This is a genomic window from Granulicella sp. dw_53 (assembly GCF_018449545.1).
GTDB lineage: Bacteria > Acidobacteriota > Terriglobia > Terriglobales > Acidobacteriaceae > Edaphobacter.
Window position 1 is genome coordinate 55,050 of record NZ_JAAVUR010000012.1, and the last position, 14,682, is coordinate 69,731.

General features: G+C 55.7%; 10 protein-coding genes. 5 read left to right on the top strand and 5 right to left on the bottom strand.

All coding sequences use genetic code 11. The features are described from left to right. Positions 1–267 precede the first annotated feature (267 nt). Positions 268–3,780, top strand: a complete 3,513-nt coding sequence (locus tag HB393_RS17865) for a TonB-dependent receptor (RefSeq protein WP_345945284.1) — start codon at positions 268–270, stop codon at positions 3,778–3,780. 61 nt (positions 3,781–3,841) lie between these two features. On the opposite strand, the gene gnd is transcribed toward HB393_RS17865, so the two are convergent. Further along, complete coding sequence (gnd, locus tag HB393_RS17870; protein WP_213806559.1) at positions 3,842–5,302, bottom strand: decarboxylating NADP(+)-dependent phosphogluconate dehydrogenase; 1,461 nt, start codon at positions 5,300–5,302, stop codon at positions 3,842–3,844. Between the two features lie 212 nt (positions 5,303–5,514). Further along, positions 5,515–5,859: a hypothetical protein gene (locus tag HB393_RS17875; protein WP_213806560.1), complete on the bottom strand. Its 345-nt coding sequence runs from the start codon at positions 5,857–5,859 to the stop codon at positions 5,515–5,517. Between the two features lie 666 nt (positions 5,860–6,525). On the opposite strand from HB393_RS17875, the gene HB393_RS17880 reads away from it, so the two are divergent. After that, positions 6,526–9,933 carry a TonB-dependent receptor gene (locus HB393_RS17880; RefSeq protein WP_213806561.1) on the top strand — a complete coding sequence of 1,136 codons (3,408 nt, stop codon included), beginning with the start codon at positions 6,526–6,528 and terminating at the stop codon, positions 9,931–9,933. A 35-nt stretch (positions 9,934–9,968) separates the two neighbouring features. Here HB393_RS17880 and HB393_RS17885 read toward each other — a convergent pair whose 3' ends face one another. From HB393_RS17885 to HB393_RS17895, 3 genes are all read right to left on the bottom strand, one after another. After that, complete coding sequence (locus tag HB393_RS17885) at positions 9,969–10,262, bottom strand: hypothetical protein (RefSeq protein WP_213806562.1); 294 nt, start codon at positions 10,260–10,262, stop codon at positions 9,969–9,971. Between the two features lie 299 nt (positions 10,263–10,561). Beyond that, entirely contained in the window at positions 10,562–10,843 is a 282-nt protein-coding gene (locus HB393_RS17890) for an odorant receptor (RefSeq protein ID WP_213806563.1), read from the bottom strand. Between the two features lie 167 nt (positions 10,844–11,010). Continuing rightward, positions 11,011–11,277, bottom strand: coding sequence for a hypothetical protein (locus tag HB393_RS17895; RefSeq protein ID WP_213806564.1), 267 nt, complete (start codon positions 11,275–11,277; stop codon positions 11,011–11,013). 102 nt (positions 11,278–11,379) lie between these two features. On the opposite strand from HB393_RS17895, the gene HB393_RS17900 reads away from it, so the two are divergent. The 3 genes from HB393_RS17900 (at position 11,380) to HB393_RS17910 (ending at position 14,612) form a co-directional block, all read left to right on the top strand. Further along, a complete protein-coding gene (locus HB393_RS17900; RefSeq protein ID WP_213806565.1) occupies positions 11,380–11,772 on the top strand; it encodes an iron-sulfur cluster assembly accessory protein in 393 nt (130 codons plus the stop codon). Positions 11,773–11,922: 150 nt separating this feature from the next. Continuing rightward, positions 11,923–12,834, top strand: a complete 912-nt coding sequence (locus HB393_RS17905; protein WP_213806566.1) for an AraC family transcriptional regulator — start codon at positions 11,923–11,925, stop codon at positions 12,832–12,834. A gap of 110 nt (positions 12,835–12,944) precedes the next feature. Then, positions 12,945–14,612 (top strand): cbb3-type cytochrome c oxidase subunit I, encoded by a 1,668-nt coding sequence (locus HB393_RS17910; protein WP_213806567.1) that lies wholly within the window; start codon positions 12,945–12,947, stop codon positions 14,610–14,612. The last annotated feature ends 70 nt before the right edge of the window (positions 14,613–14,682 follow it).

A 14,682-nucleotide genomic window follows, 5' to 3' on the forward strand; every position in this document is an offset into this window, starting at 1 on the left:
ACTCCGTCAACGTCGCCGGAGAGCAGATACAAGACTCAATAGTTTATTCAGGCTGTATTTCGTAACTCCTTACTTAGGTTGGCGCAAAGGTGTCTTTGTCGCCCGACTTAGCTGCCATCCTTGGCAACTCGGCTTTGCTGCGCCTGATAATCCTCTCCAAATTTTGGTTTTAATACAGCCACTTGCATCCAGAGGCCCGATTTAAATGGCCGCCCTGAGGTGCATTTGGAACTATCAACGACGTTTTTATTTTGCCGGAGGCTTATCGTGATTCGTTTGAAGAGGACCTTCCACAATCTGTTTATTGCGCTGGCGATGCTCTCGCTGGCAGTGGGTGCAAGTGCTCAGTCCAACTACGGAACGATCCGTGGAGCTGTGACCGACTCCCAAGGTGCTAGTGTCACCAAGGCCACTGTGAGCCTGGTATCTGACTCGACCAAGATAACCAGGACTACTGTAAGCAATGGCGCAGGAGAGTATGTGTTCAGCGCCGTCGATCCTGGTAGTTATTCGATCATCGTGACTTCAGACGGATTCATGAAGTCCGAGAACAAGGCGATACGTGTCGACTCCGGCAATACGATTGCGTTGGATCTTAAGCTTGCGCTTGGATCCGCCTCGCAGACCGTTGAAGTAACCGCGGCCGAGCCAATCGTTGAGAATGGAACTTCTTATAACGGACAGCTTATCGACTCTCAAAAGCTACTGAACCTTCCGAACCCTGGCCGTAATCCATTTCTCTTCTCGAAGCTCGATAACAACGTAACCCCAGTCGGCGACCCACGTTTCGTGCGCTTTCAGGATCAGAGCGGATCTTCTACCATCTCGATTGCTGGCGCACCATTGAGCTCGAACAACTACTCGGTGGATGGCATCCCAATCACCGATATGAGCAACCGCGCGGTGATCATTCCTTCGCTTGAATCGGTCCAAGAGGTGAAGGTTCAACAGAACACCTACGATGCGGAGATCGGCCGCACCAGCGGCGGTATGTTCAATACCACGCTGCGGTCTGGCTCAAGCACACTTCATGGCGTACTCCAAGGGGAGACACGCCAGACAAATTGGGGCGCGAACTTATACTTCAACAACCGGACGGCGTACAAAGATCCTGTCACTGGAGTAACCCAGCCGACTACCCCTAGAGGCGCGGCGGAGTTTTATAGTTATGTTGGGTCGCTGGGAGGACCGATTCCTTTGCCTAAGTTTCTCGGCGGGAAGAATAAAACTTTCTTCTGGGTGACAGAGGAAGGCTATCGACAACGTTCTCCTCTCACTGCTGCTAATTCGTTCATAGTTCCTACTCCTCTGCAATTGACTGGAGATTTCTCCGAGATTGGGACGAAGCTTCCCAACGGTACCTGCGGTCCAGGTCCGCTAACTCCGGCAGGAGCGGCGGGACGCTGCATCTACGATCCATTAACTAGCCCTAGAACTATCTTCGATGGAAACAAGATTCCTGCTAGCCGCATCAACCCAATTGGACAGGCGATCTTGAACACCTATCCGAAACAAAACACTGCTTACTCTGGTTATGGGTCTTTCAACTTCAACGGTGGGGATACTCTTGGTGATCGGGCCGACGAGTTCATCGGCAAGTTAGATCATCAGTTCGGCACACGCTGGAATGCAGATTTCTACTATATGCATTACGGCTCCAAAGAACCGGGCGGCAATGCGTTACAGAACTTCGCCGGAAGCTCAACGTCGTATCTTCTCTACCGGAAGGTTGATGCGATGGGTATTCAGAATACGATCACAATCAATCCGACTACCGTCGCTACGATCGGGTTTGGTTTCAATCGATTCCCCAATGACACGCAGGATATTAGCAAGGGCTTCAATCAAGCGACATTGGGTTTTCCATCCAATTACGTCTCCGCTTTGTCTAAGACCGGCTTTCCAGCGATCACGGGTGACTCGGGCCTGTCGAACGAAGGAACGTCGAACTCAGGGCCGGCGGTCTATTTCTCCCGTAACTTCGTGGCGGGCATTGCCAAGAGTCTGGGCAAGCACAACGTGAAGGCTGGTTATGTCTATCGTGCCATCAGCTTAACGTTTACGAGTTTGAGCAGCACGAGTGGTGCTTTTACCTTCGATAGCACCTTGACCAATTCCGGGGTTTCGGCAACGACTGGAAGCACAGGTGCAACTGCTGCTTCCTTGCTTCTCGGTTATCCGTTGACGGGTTCTCTGATCGTGCCGACGAAGCTCGCGATAACGACGGGTTACAACGCGTTCTACCTGCAGGACGATTGGCGGACGACCTCGAAGCTCACGCTAAACCTCGGCATTCGGTATGAACATGAGCCGGGAGTCCACGAGCGCAACAATCGCTACTCCGTCGGTTTTGACCGCTCTGCTTCTTATACTGTTGCTGGCTCCAATGTATCGGCAGTTGGCGGCGTCGAGTTCGCGGGACAAGGTGGCTATTCGACGACGACCGGACAGGTTCCCAACAAGATCTCTCCTCGTGCTGGATTCGCCTACTCCATTACTCCAAAGACTGTGGTCCGAGGAGGATATGGGCTTTTCTACCAGCCGCTGGTTTACAGCAATTCGGCTGCGTTTGCTCCTGGTTACGTGTTGACGAATACGATCCCGTCGCAAAGCGCAGTTCCTTCGATCAGCTTGTCCAATCCGTTCCCAACACTTAGCACGACTCCGACTGGCAACGCACTTGGTCTGAGCACCAGCATTGGTAGTTCACTTACGGTCATCGACCAAGCGCGTAAGGCTCCTTTGTACCAGTCTTACTCTGCTGACGTTCAGCAAGAGTTGCCTTATGGGTTCGCCTTGAAGGTTGGCTATGTCGGTGGTCATTCACGAAATCAGCCAAACAACATCAACATCAACCAATTGACGGATAATTACTTCGGGCTGGGCAATGCAGCACTGACCGCGAAGGTGCCGTTCAAGTATGCCGGCACGGGTTCCTGGAGCTCTGCTACCCAAGCCTATAACCAGACGGTGCGACCTTTCCCGCAGTTCACCACCATCACCGATTCGGTGAGCGATGGTGTTAGCAACTACAACTCGCTTGCTGTGAAGGTGCAGAAGCGTTTCAATCAAGGACTGACAGTACTGGCGGCTTTCACCTGGTCTTCCAATTGGGACAATCTATGGGGAGCCAGCAGCACTTTGAATCCCTTGCCTTCAAACAATAATGGTGCGCAGGATATCTACAATCTGAACCCAGAGTACTCGCGCTCCATCAATGACATTCCAAAGCGGACCTCCCTGGCGGTCACCTACGAGCTGCCTTTCGGTCGCGGGAAGCAGTTCCTAAGTGGAGCGAATCGCTGGATGGATCTTGCTGTGGGAGGATGGAAGTTCAACGACATCATGATCATTCAAGATGGCGCTCCACTTCCTATCTCGCAGTCGACGAATGTTAACTCAGCGTTCGGCAATCAGGGTACGCGTCCGTCGAGGGTTGCCGGCGTGTCTCCTTGCCTTTCCGGAAGTCCTCAGGGGCGGATCAACGCTTATTACAATCCGGCGGCTTTCACTGCTACCCCAGCCGGAAGTTATGGTAACGAGCCGCGTACGAGCAACTGCTATGGTCCGGGCTACCTGAATTCCGATCTTTCACTCAATAAGGACTTCCATCTTACGGAGCGGGTCGGTGCGGAGTTTCGTGCTGAAGCTTTGAATGCCTTCAATACGCCGCAGTTCAATGGGCCTAACCTTGCTTCGGATAGCTCTACTGCGGGTAAGATCACCGGCACGCTGGGCTTCCCGCGGTTGGTTCAGCTTGGAGCGCGGTTGCACTTCTAATGCTGCAAGGTTAAACGAGGCGAGGCGCGGAGAATCTCCGCGCCTCGCTTTTTGCTGCAATCTAGGCGTTATACGTTGACGAAGAGACTCGCCCGCCGCGTCCGGTCCAGTTTGTGTGGAAGAACTCGCCTCGTGGTTTGTCGACTCTCTCGTAGGTGTGGGCGCCGAAGAAGTCTCGTTGTGCCTGCAGCAGGTTCGCGGGCAGACGCTCCGTGCGGTAGCCGTCGTAGAACGCCAAGGCGGTGGAAAATGCCGGCAGCGGGACGCCGATCTCGATTCCGTGGATGATGGCCTTGCGCCAGGACCAGCCATACTTGTTCAACGCGTCTGAGAAGAAGTTATCGAGCAGCAGATTCTGCAGCTTGGGATTCTTGTCGAAGGCGGCTTTGATGTCGCCCAGGAACGCGCTGCGAATGATGCAGCCGCCGCGCCACATCAACGCGATTCCGCCCATATTTAGCTCCCAGTTCTGCTCTTTTTCGACCGCTCGCAGCAGCATGTAACCCTGCGCGTAGCTTACGATCTTCGAGCAGTAGAGCGCTCGCCGCACATCCTCGATGAACTCCTTCTTCTCGGAGATGGTCAGCACCTTCTTGGGTCCATTCAGAACCTTTGAAGCTGCCACGCGCTCATCTTTCAATGCAGAGAGGCAGCGAGCGAAGACGCTCTCGCCAATCAATGTCACGGGCTGGCCGAGATCGAGGGCGGAGATCGCCGTCCACTTTCCGGTGCCTTTCTGTCCAGCCGTATCCAGGATCTTGTCCAGCATGGGCGTGCCATCTTCATCTTTCTTGGCGAAGATGGTCGCTGAGATCTCGATTAGATAGCTATCCAACTCACCCTTGTTCCACTCCGTGAAGACATCGTGGAACTCGTCCGCGGTCATCCCCAGTCCATCCTTCATCAGTTGGTACGCCTCGCAGATCAACTGGATATCGCCGTACTCGATGCCATTGTGGACCATCTTCACATAGTGTCCCGCGCCATCCTGACCGACCCAGTCGCAGCACGGTGTTCCATCTTCTACCTTCGCGGCGATCGCCTGGAAGATCTCCTTCACATGCGGCCATGCCTCTTTGTTGCCGCCAGGCATGATCGAAGGGCCGAAGCGAGCTCCTTCTTCTCCGCCGGAGACTCCGGTTCCGATGAACAGAATTCCCTTGGCTGCGAGGTCCTTCGTCCGCCGGTTGGAGTCGGTGAACAGAGAGTTTCCGCCATCGATGATGATGTCGCCCTTTTCGAGGTAGGGCAGGACGTGCTCGATGGTCTGATCGACTACATCCCCGGCCTTCACCATGATCATCACTCGCCGCGGCGTCTTCAGCAGCGAGCACATCTCTTCCACCGAGTGGGCACCGACGACCTGCGTCCCCTTGGCTTCGTCGTTCAGAAATTCATCCACCTTGGAGACGGTCCGGTTAAACACGGCAACCTTATATCCATGGTCGTTCATGTTCAGGACTAGATTCTGTCCCATCACCGCCAACCCAATCAATCCAATATCGCAAGTAGCTTCAGCCATCACATCTCCACGCCAACACCGCTGGGGTGCCGCTTTTCTGATAAATTCCGCCGTGATTCGGCGGCTGGCAATCGGATCGCCAGAACTGTCTTTCTATCACACGGCGGCTACGACACGATAGAAGTGCACAATCCACAAGTGCAGTGCGGTCACCAGGAGCCGGAGGCAGCGATGCCTCCGGCCTCTTCTGCTGGTTGTGGACGACCCGCGACTCACTCTGGATTTTGGTTTGGGGCCGGGGTGAGTTTGGGGAGGTTGAGGCTGGCGATCTGGAGGCCGTAGAGGATGACGCTGCCGCGACGAGCGTCGAGGTCGTTGGAGGCGATGCGCTGCATGACGATGTCGATCGCTTGCTGGACAGTGGTGCGGTCTATCGGCAGAGGGATTTCGAAGGTGGCGCGGCGGCTGCGGCGGTCGTTTCGTACAGAGGTTGGGACGGGTCGGCGGGTGGGATGGTGGAAGTAGCAGAAGTGCTGCTGGCGCAGGCTGGGGCTGCCGCAGTGGCGGCCGTCGGCGAAGATGTGGCGGCACTGGTGGCGGTCGGCGGTGTCGTTCATGGTGTGGACCCCCTCCCCCGGGGTTTCTTGCTTAAATTCTTCGAATGATGAGGCTTGGCTTTGGACTTCGAGAACCCTCTGCCAGGCGTGTTAAATGCGAAGGCCCGGCTTTTTGGGCCGGGCCTTAACTGCTTGGATCTTTCCTTCTACTTCAATTTTATCCATTTGACCAAAACTAAAGTGCCACTTTTATTTAAGTTTATTCACTTTGTTTTGAGCGGCTTAGGATTTTTGGGGGCTTGACATGCGATTTTGCTGGGGAAAAGCAAGAAGTTGAGAGGAAGGTGAATCCAAGCCTGTATTGCCGTCGGTTATACAGACGACGCTGTCAGCTCTGCCGGTGTTTTAGGATAGACCTCGAAACTTGCAATGGATGGTCTGGCGCAAGCCAGTGGCCGAGAGTTAGGGAGCAGATTCGATCGAAGCCTGATGCGTCTACCGCCAGGAACAAATCATCTTCTCTTCTTAGACCGTATGGGGCTCAGAGAGCTACAAGTTCGTGCGGCGGTTGACTCTGCACGATTTTGATTGCCCCTTAATCAGATCTCAATCATTCACCCACGCCACCGGTGCGAGTCGAGCAATGTTTTGTAGTTGCCGCCCGCTGAGAGGTTCTCTTGCGCCGAATGGACGTAACACAGGACTTGAAGGAGACATTCAATTCAGATGAAGCACTTATACCTCCCAGGTATGTTTGGCGTTCTGTTGCTGGTTGCAGGTATCGCGTTGGGGCAGGCTACCAGCGGCGATTTGACGGGCAAGGTGGTGGACTCTACAGGTGCGTTTATTGCAGACGCAACGGTTGTGGTCACCAATGTGGATACGGGAGTCAAGACGACAGTTCGAGGAACGTCGAGCGGACAGATACGCGTCTCGAATCTTCTGCCGGGTAACTATGATGTGAGCGCCTCGGCGAAGGGGTTTGCGATCTACACGCTGAAGAACGTTCGCATCGACTTGAACAAGCGGTCCAACGTGGCTCTTACGCTTGCGCCGAGCGGGACGACCCTCAGCGTCGATGTATCGGCAGAGGCGAAGGCCAACCTGGATACGACTTCGATGAACCTGACGCAGAGCTTTGGAACACAGGAGCTGTCTAACTTCCCGAGCACGACGATGGGAGTGAACAGCGTGCTGAATGCCTCCTTGCTGAGCCCGAATGTAGCGTCGACGGGTGGGCTTGGAACTGGCGTCGGGCCTTCGGTGGGTGGGCAGCGGCAACGCAATAACAACTTCACCATCGAGGGCATCGACAACAACGATAAGGTGGCCACGGGACCGAATGTGAATGTTCCGAACGATGCGGTGGGCGAGTTTTCCCTGATCACAAATCAGTTTTCGCCAGAGTTTGGGCACTCATCCGGAGGACAGTTCAACGTGGATGTCGTCCATGGGACGAACAAGTTTCATGGAAAGATTTATGAGTATTTTCAAAATCGCAATCTAAATGCGGAGAGTGCGCCTGCGGGGCAGAAGATTCCAAACACGGGCTTTGACGATAATCGTTATGGCGGCCAGTTGGGTGGTCCGATCCTGAAGGATAAGGTCTTCTTCTTTGCTAATTTCGAGCGGCATACGACGAATAAGATTCTTCAGAAGAATATTTGTGTTCCGACGGTGGCAGGACTGGCGCAACTCAACGCGATTGCCGGTGCCTACAACCTGAATGCGAACAATCTGGCTCAACTTGCGATGTACACCCCAGCGGTGACGAACCAGATCAACGCGGCGAACGATGCGGCCTGCTTCAACCAGGCTTCGGGTCCGCAGACGATTGCGATCTATAGTGACACGGCTAAGACGGGGGTTATCCCTTATGCGGCGAACAGTCTGGGGCCGGTCTTCGGATCGCAGAATCGGGTCGATATTCCCGCAGGCAACTACCAGGTGGCGGGACCTTCAAAAGATCTGACGAAGGCGCTGACCACGAGCGCGGACTGGACGATCTCGCCCAGGGATAGTCTGCGTCTGCGATATCTCTACAGCGATGATTCGTCGCCGGACACGTCTGCCGAACTGCCGTTCTTCTATCAGCGGGAGCCACTTATCAATCATCTCGTCGCTCTGAGCGAGATTCATACCTTTACTCCGAACCTGATGAATGAGGCTCGTATCGGGTTTCATCGTTTCAGAGATCAGATTCCCACGCCTACCAATACTTATCCGGGGCTGGATGCCTTTCCGAACCTGTTGTTTGGGGATCAAGGGCAGCTTACCTATGGACCTGACGGGGACGCTCCCAATTTGTCGGTCCAAAATCTCTATCAGTTCACGGACAATCTTTCGTGGACGAAAGGGAGACATACTTTTGCGGTGGGCTTCGATGGCCGCAAGGCGATCTCACCCCAGCGGTTCACACAACGGTCGAATGGGGACTACGAGTACAACTACCTGACGGAGTTTCTGCACGATCTGGCGCCGACGAGCTCGGGCCAGCGCTCTACAGGGAACGCCACCTACTATGGGGATCAGACGGCGTTGTATGGGTATGCGAACGATACCTGGCGCGCTACCCCAAGGCTTACTTTCAACTATGGCCTTCGGTATGAGTTCACCTCGGTGCCGACGGGGGAGCGGCTGCAGGAACTCAACGCCGCGGCGAGCGTTCCGGGGCTGATCGAGTTCCACGCGCCCCGGCCGCAGTACACGAACTTTGCGCCACGCATTGGAGTAAACTTTGCGCCGGACGACAGGACTTCGATCCGCGCCGCGTTCGGTATGGTGTATGACGTTCTGTTCGATAACTTCGGGGTATTGAGTCTGCCTCCGCAGTTATCCGCCACCAACACCGTGGGGGATGCAGGGCAACCTCAATCGGGCGATCCGAACTTTCTTGCGCGTGGCGGATTGCCCTCGGTGGTTCCGTTGCCGAGCGATCCTGCAGGGCTGCGGGCGATTACGGCGGGGTTTATCCCGAACCAGCAGGTGCCCTATGCGGAGACGTGGTCGCTGGGGGTGCAGCGCGTGTTCGGCGCGGATTACACGGCTGAGATTCGTTATATGGGGACGCGGGGAGTTCATCTGCCGACGCAGGTGAATCCTAATGTTCAATCGCCGGTTACTGCGATGAATCAATTGCCGACTAATTTGACGGGGAGCACTAGTATTGCGACCAGTCCTACCGCCAATACGCTGGCCGATCTGGAGGATCTGCCGAATATTGTTCCGGCTTATATGGCTAACGGTTTTACGACGCGGATTACGGCTTACACGCCTTCTTCGAAGTCGAACTACAACGCGCTTTCGCTCTCGCTTCAACGGCGGTTTCAGCATGGGTTTTTATTGAATGCTGCTTACACCTGGAGTAAGACGATGGACGATGCGACGGCGGAGTTCTTTTCTACTCCGTTGACTCCACGGCGTCCGCAGGACTCACAGAACGTTGCGGCGGACTATAGCCGTTCGGCGCTGGACCGTACGCATCGTCTTACTATTGCAGCGGTGTATGACCTGCCCTACTTCAAGCATTCGAACTGGCTGATGAAGAATGGAGTGGGGAACTGGGTGATTTCGCCGATCTATACCTATGAGTCTCCGGAGTACGCGACGGTGTTGTCGGGGGTGAACTCCAATTTGAATGGGGATTCTCCTACGATCGATCGACCGATCGTGAATCCGAATGGCGTGAAGGGAACGGGGTCGGGCGTGAGTGGGGTGTATAGCACTACACTTGCTGGACGGTGTCCGGCGGGAGTGGCGCAGTGCGATGCGAATCTGGTGGGGTATGTCGCCGATAATCCGAATGCGTTTTATATCCAGGCGGGTGCGGGGACGTTGCCTACGGCGGCTCGCAATACGCTGCCGATACGACCGATCGACAACATTGATGTGACGTTGAGCAAGCGGCTGAATCTTACCGAGGGCGTGGCGTTTGAGTTCCAGGCGATGGCATTCAACGTTCTGAACCATGCGCAGTATCTGCCTGGATCTTTGAACGGTGTGCAGAGGAACAACGATGCGGCAAATATCTCGACGCAGTTTCAGACGGTGAGCAGCCCTCTCTTTAACCATCCGGAGAAGGTGTTCGACAGCAATGCGCGAGGTATGCAGCTTGCGGCGAAGATCAGCTTCTGAGCGATCTGGAGACTTCGGTCTCCACGCTGCCATTCCTAGGAGTTGAGAGTCTGCCAGGCGTCCAGGGTCCAGATGGTTACGATGCCGATGGTGATGAGGGTGGTGATGGCGCCGAGGATGCGTACGTAAGGCTGGATCTGCTGGATGCGGCGAACGATCTCGCTTTGGCGGCGCTCGCCCTCAGGATTGATGTTGGTGAGGAAGAGGCGGTCCTGCTCGTAGCGGGTGAGCTGGCCGCGATAGGTGAGGATTGCGACGAAGCAGGCGGTGAAGGCTGCCCAGATCGTGAGCATGAGAGGAATAGCGTTGATGGCGGCAGTAAGGTTCATAGTTTCCTCCCCCCTCGGGGCAAAGTGCTCGGAGCGGTTGAAGGGGCCTGGCGAGAGTCATTGGGTCAATAGAAGCTTGTACCCTACTTCTGGGTAGGATGCATGCAAAGGAAGATCAGGGTTTCGTAACTTCGAGATAAGAGTATCTTCCTGCGAGTGGCTTGCAAATGACCAATTGGAGGTATGCCTCTCTTGTTACACCGGGTTGCGAGGATGTTACGCCCGGTTTGGAGCAGTGAGAGTGGAGGGAATGGCCTGTCGCGGCGGTGCGCAGCAGGCCAGTGGTTGGCGCTTACCGGTTATTGGAGGCGTGTCCAGGCATCGTACATCCAGAGCCCGACGATGCTGACGGTGACGAGACTGGCGGCGCCGCCGAGGATACGGACGAAGGGTGCGATGCGATTGACCTTGCGTACGATCTCGTTCTGTTGCTGTTCTTCGTTGGAGCTGCTGCCGTTGAGAAAGAGTTGGTCTTCTTCGTAGCGTGTGATCTGTCCGCGATATGCGAGCAGAAGCAGGAAGGCGACGGTGACGACCGCCCAGATGATTAGCATGGTGGGGATGGCATGGAGGGGATTCATCGCGAGATCCTCTTTCTTTGAGGCGGGGAGCCGATGTCGACCGTTCCGGTGTACCGGGCGGGTCCGCTTCGCGGGCTCGGAGGGCAAGAGGGGCGGTCCGGCGGAATCATACGCCTGTAAAGAGAGAATTTTCCAGATAAATTGCGGGTTTTTGAGGAGAAAATTAACTATTTGCTGAAGATGTGGGCGGCGAAGGTGATCACGATTGCAACGAAGGCGAGTACGGCCAGAAGCATGGCGGCTATATATAGAGCGGCGCGGTTTTCGGCTTCGGGAGGCGGCTGGGTGATGCTGAAGAAGTTAATAAAGCCGGCCGCGATGTAGCGGAGGAGTCTCATAGTCATTTGATGGTAGCGGATAGGGTTGGATTTGGATTTTTGATCCTGCCCGAAGGATTCCGGGGGTGGGGTGCATCCGATGTTGGGGGGCTGCATCTACTCCTCTAGAAGGCGTTCAAGGCCGCGAGGAGTACTTGCGGCGGCGTGAGTGGGCGCATACACTTATAAGTGGACTGAAACAACCAGGAGAAATTGCCAATGTCGACAGCAACTGTGACCCCTACCGTTACCCCCGAAGTCGTAACCGGAGCGCCCAGCTCAACGACGCCGGTGACGCTGACCCCCGCCGCGATCGTCAAGGTTCGGGAGATTATGGCGACCCAGGAACCGGTTCCCGCCGGTCTGCGGATTGGTGTGGTTGGAGGCGGCTGTTCAGGCTTCCAATACTCGATGAGCTTCGAAAACCAGAGCGGCATGATGGACAAAGTCTATAAGTTCGACGATCTAAAGGTTTTTGTGGACGCGACCTCGGCCATGTACCTGAGCAACTGCACGGTGGATTACGTGGAGACGCTTGAGGCGGCTGGCTTCAAGTTCGAGAATGCCGCAGTGAAGAGCACCTGCGGATGTGGTTCCAGCTTCAGCGTTTAAGATTGAGCAGGTGGACTGGAGAAGGCCCCGCTGATGAGGCGGGGCCTTTTTGCGTTTGGGGGCTTAATTTCGTCGATTTGGGTTTGGGGGAGCAATTTCTTCCAAAACAGGGGATCGAGCGCGGGAGACAATGGGGGAAGTGGCTACGGGATGAGAGTTGCGGCAAACGATGGGGCGGAGGCGACGGGGGAACGGCGGGTGCAGCATGGCCGTGCGCCGGGGGAGAACCTGCTTCTGTTGCGCTGGCCGGAGTTGGCAGGCGTTGAACTGCTGCGAGCCGATTTCCGGCACCATGCGTTCGTTCCTCACTGGCACGATACCTACATGATTGCCGCCACGGCGAAGGGTCCGGAGCTGATGCGGCACAACCGGGTGGAGCACGTAGTGGAGCCGGGGACTTTATCGATGGTGAATCCGGGGGAGATTCACGATTGTGAGGCCCTGGATCCGAAGCTGGGGTGGCACTACCGGGTGTTGTACCTGTCGCCGGAGACGATCCATGCCTCGGCTCGGGAGCTTGGTTTAGGCGGGGAGCTTCAATTCGAACGACCGCTGGTTGTGGATGCGTGGGGCGCGGATCAGTTTTTACAGTTGCACAAGAGACTCGAAGATTCAGTCTCGAGGTTGGAGCGGGAGTCGCACTTTGCCGTTGGGCTTGCGCATTTGCTGCAGGTGGCTTCTGTTACAACCAAGGCGCGCTCCGAGGTGAGGGTTGGCGCTTCTAGCCTCGATTCGGTGCGTGAGTATCTTCATGAGACCTGGGCCGAGCCGGTGGCGTTGGATGCGTTGGCAAAGATTGCGGGGTTGAGCAAGTACCATCTGCTGCGGAGGTTCCGCGCTCAGTTCGGCTTGCCGCCCCATGCCTACCAGATGCAATTGCGTGTCGGCCATGCGAAGGAGTTGATCTTCGCTGGGATGGAGACAAAGGATGTCGCGTTGGAGACGGGCTTTTACGATCAGGCTCATCTGACGAATGCCGTGCGGCGGTATACGGGTGTTACGCCGGGACGCATTCGGACTCATTTCGATGGAGCTGCGAGTTCTTTTTCGCGGCTGCAGTAACTCTTGCAGAGCAATAACTTCCAAGAACGAATGAAGACATTTCCTTAGCCTGATCTCAAGGCGCCGCTTGCTGGGAACGCAGATGCGTGAGCGGCCCGCTGGAGGGATTTGTGTCCGATACGATCTTGAGACTTCCGCCGCAGGACCGGGCTGTTTTGCCGCGATATAACTACCTGAACAGCGAGCAGGGAGTTCTTAGCTGGCTGCTGACGAAGGATCATAAGCGCATCGGTATTTTGTACCTGATCTCGTTGAGCTTCTTCTTTTGTATCGGGGGATTTTTCGCGGGGATGATCCGGCTGGAGTTGTTGACGCCAATGCCGGATCTGGTGGCGTCGGACACTTATAACAAGCTGTTCTCGATGCACGGCATCATCATGGTGTTTCTGTTCCTGGTGCCTTCGGTGCCTGCTTCGCTGGGGAACTTTCTGGTTCCGCTGATGATTGGGGCGAAGGATCTGGCGTTTCCACGCATCAATCTGCTGAGCTGGTATCTGTATCTGTTGGGTGGAGTGATCGTGCTGGGCGCGATGGTGATGGGGGGTGTGGATACGGGATGGACGTTTGTTGCGCCGCTGTCGACGCACTACCTGAATACGAATGTCATCTCTACGGCGGTGGGAGTGTTTGTCGCGGGCTTCAGCTCGATCCTAACCGGGCTGAACTTCATTGTGACCATCCACAGGATGCGTGCGCCGGGGATGACGTGGTTTCGGTTGCCGTTGTTCATCTGGGCGCACTATGCGACTTCCATCATTATGGTGCTGGCCACGCCGGTGCTGGCGGTGGCGCTGACACTGATCGCGCTGGAGAGGGCGTTTCACATCGGCGTCTTCGACCCGACGACGGGTGGCGATCCGCTGCTGTTCGAGCATCTGTTCTGGTTTTATTCGCACCCTGCGGTGTACATCATGATCCTGCCGGGGATGGGGGTGATCTCGGAGATCATCAGTACGTTTAGTAGAAAGCGGGTGTTTGGGTATTCGGCGGTGGCTTTCTCGTCGGTGGCGATTGCGATGTTTGGGTTCTTTGTCTGGGAACATCACATGTTCATCATGGGGGTGGGGAACTACTCGACGCTGGTGTTCAGCCTGTTGACGATGCTGGTGGCGGTCCCTTCGGCGATCAAGATCTTCAACTGGGCTCTAACGATGCAGAATGGTTCGATCACGTTCGAGACGCCGATGCTGTATGCCTTCGGCTTTCTCGGATTGTTCACGATTGGAGGGATGACGGGGGTGTTTCTCGGGTCGTTGGGGATGGATATTCATCTGACCGAGACGTACTTCCTGGTGGCGCATTTTCACTTCGTGATGGTGGGCGGGATGCTGATGGCGTTTCTTGGCGGGCTGCACTTCTGGTGGCCGAAGCTGACGGGGAGGATGTATCCGGAGAGTCTTGGGCGGCTGGCGGCGGTGACTACGTTTATTGGGTTTAACCTGACGTTTCTGCCGCAGTTCGTGCTGGGCTACCTGGGAATGCCGCGCAGGTATCACATGTATCCACCGGAGTTCCAGGTGTTGAACGTGATGTCGACGGCGGGGGCGACCGTGCTGGGGGTGGGATACCTGATGCCGGTGTTTTACCTGGTGTGGTCGTTGCGGTATGGGGCGATTGCGGGGAATAATCCGTGGCAGGCGACGGGGTTGGAGTGGCAGACGCAGTCGCCTCCGCTGGCGGAGAATTTTGTCCGGGTTCCCATAATGGATCATGAGGCTTACGACTATGCGTGGCTGAAAGATGTCGAGGAGCATGAAGCTGTAACGGTGGAGGGATAAGGTGGTGTTTGGGCGAACCAACGGTTGAAGCGTCTAAGATGTACGGAGTTATGTATGTTGGTCCGGTCTT

What these genes read in the sequence shown, in the direction of transcription:
- HB393_RS17875 (WP_213806560.1), bottom strand. Translation starts at nt 5,859, where the DNA reads ATGAACGACACCGCCGACCGCCACCAGTGCCGCCACATCTTCGCCGAC.
- HB393_RS17900 (WP_213806565.1), top strand. Translation starts at nt 11,380, where the DNA reads ATGTCGACAGCAACTGTGACCCCTACCGTTACCCCCGAAGTCGTAACC.
- HB393_RS17890 (WP_213806563.1), bottom strand. Translation starts at nt 10,843, where the DNA reads ATGAATCCCCTCCATGCCATCCCCACCATGCTAATCATCTGGGCGGTC.
- gnd (WP_213806559.1), bottom strand. Translation starts at nt 5,302, where the DNA reads ATGGCTGAAGCTACTTGCGATATTGGATTGATTGGGTTGGCGGTGATG.
- HB393_RS17905 (WP_213806566.1), top strand. Translation starts at nt 11,923, where the DNA reads ATGAGAGTTGCGGCAAACGATGGGGCGGAGGCGACGGGGGAACGGCGG.
- HB393_RS17885 (WP_213806562.1), bottom strand. Translation starts at nt 10,262, where the DNA reads ATGAACCTTACTGCCGCCATCAACGCTATTCCTCTCATGCTCACGATC.
- HB393_RS17895 (WP_213806564.1), bottom strand. Translation starts at nt 11,277, where the DNA reads ATGCAGCCCCCCAACATCGGATGCACCCCACCCCCGGAATCCTTCGGG.
- HB393_RS17880 (WP_213806561.1), top strand. Translation starts at nt 6,526, where the DNA reads ATGAAGCACTTATACCTCCCAGGTATGTTTGGCGTTCTGTTGCTGGTT.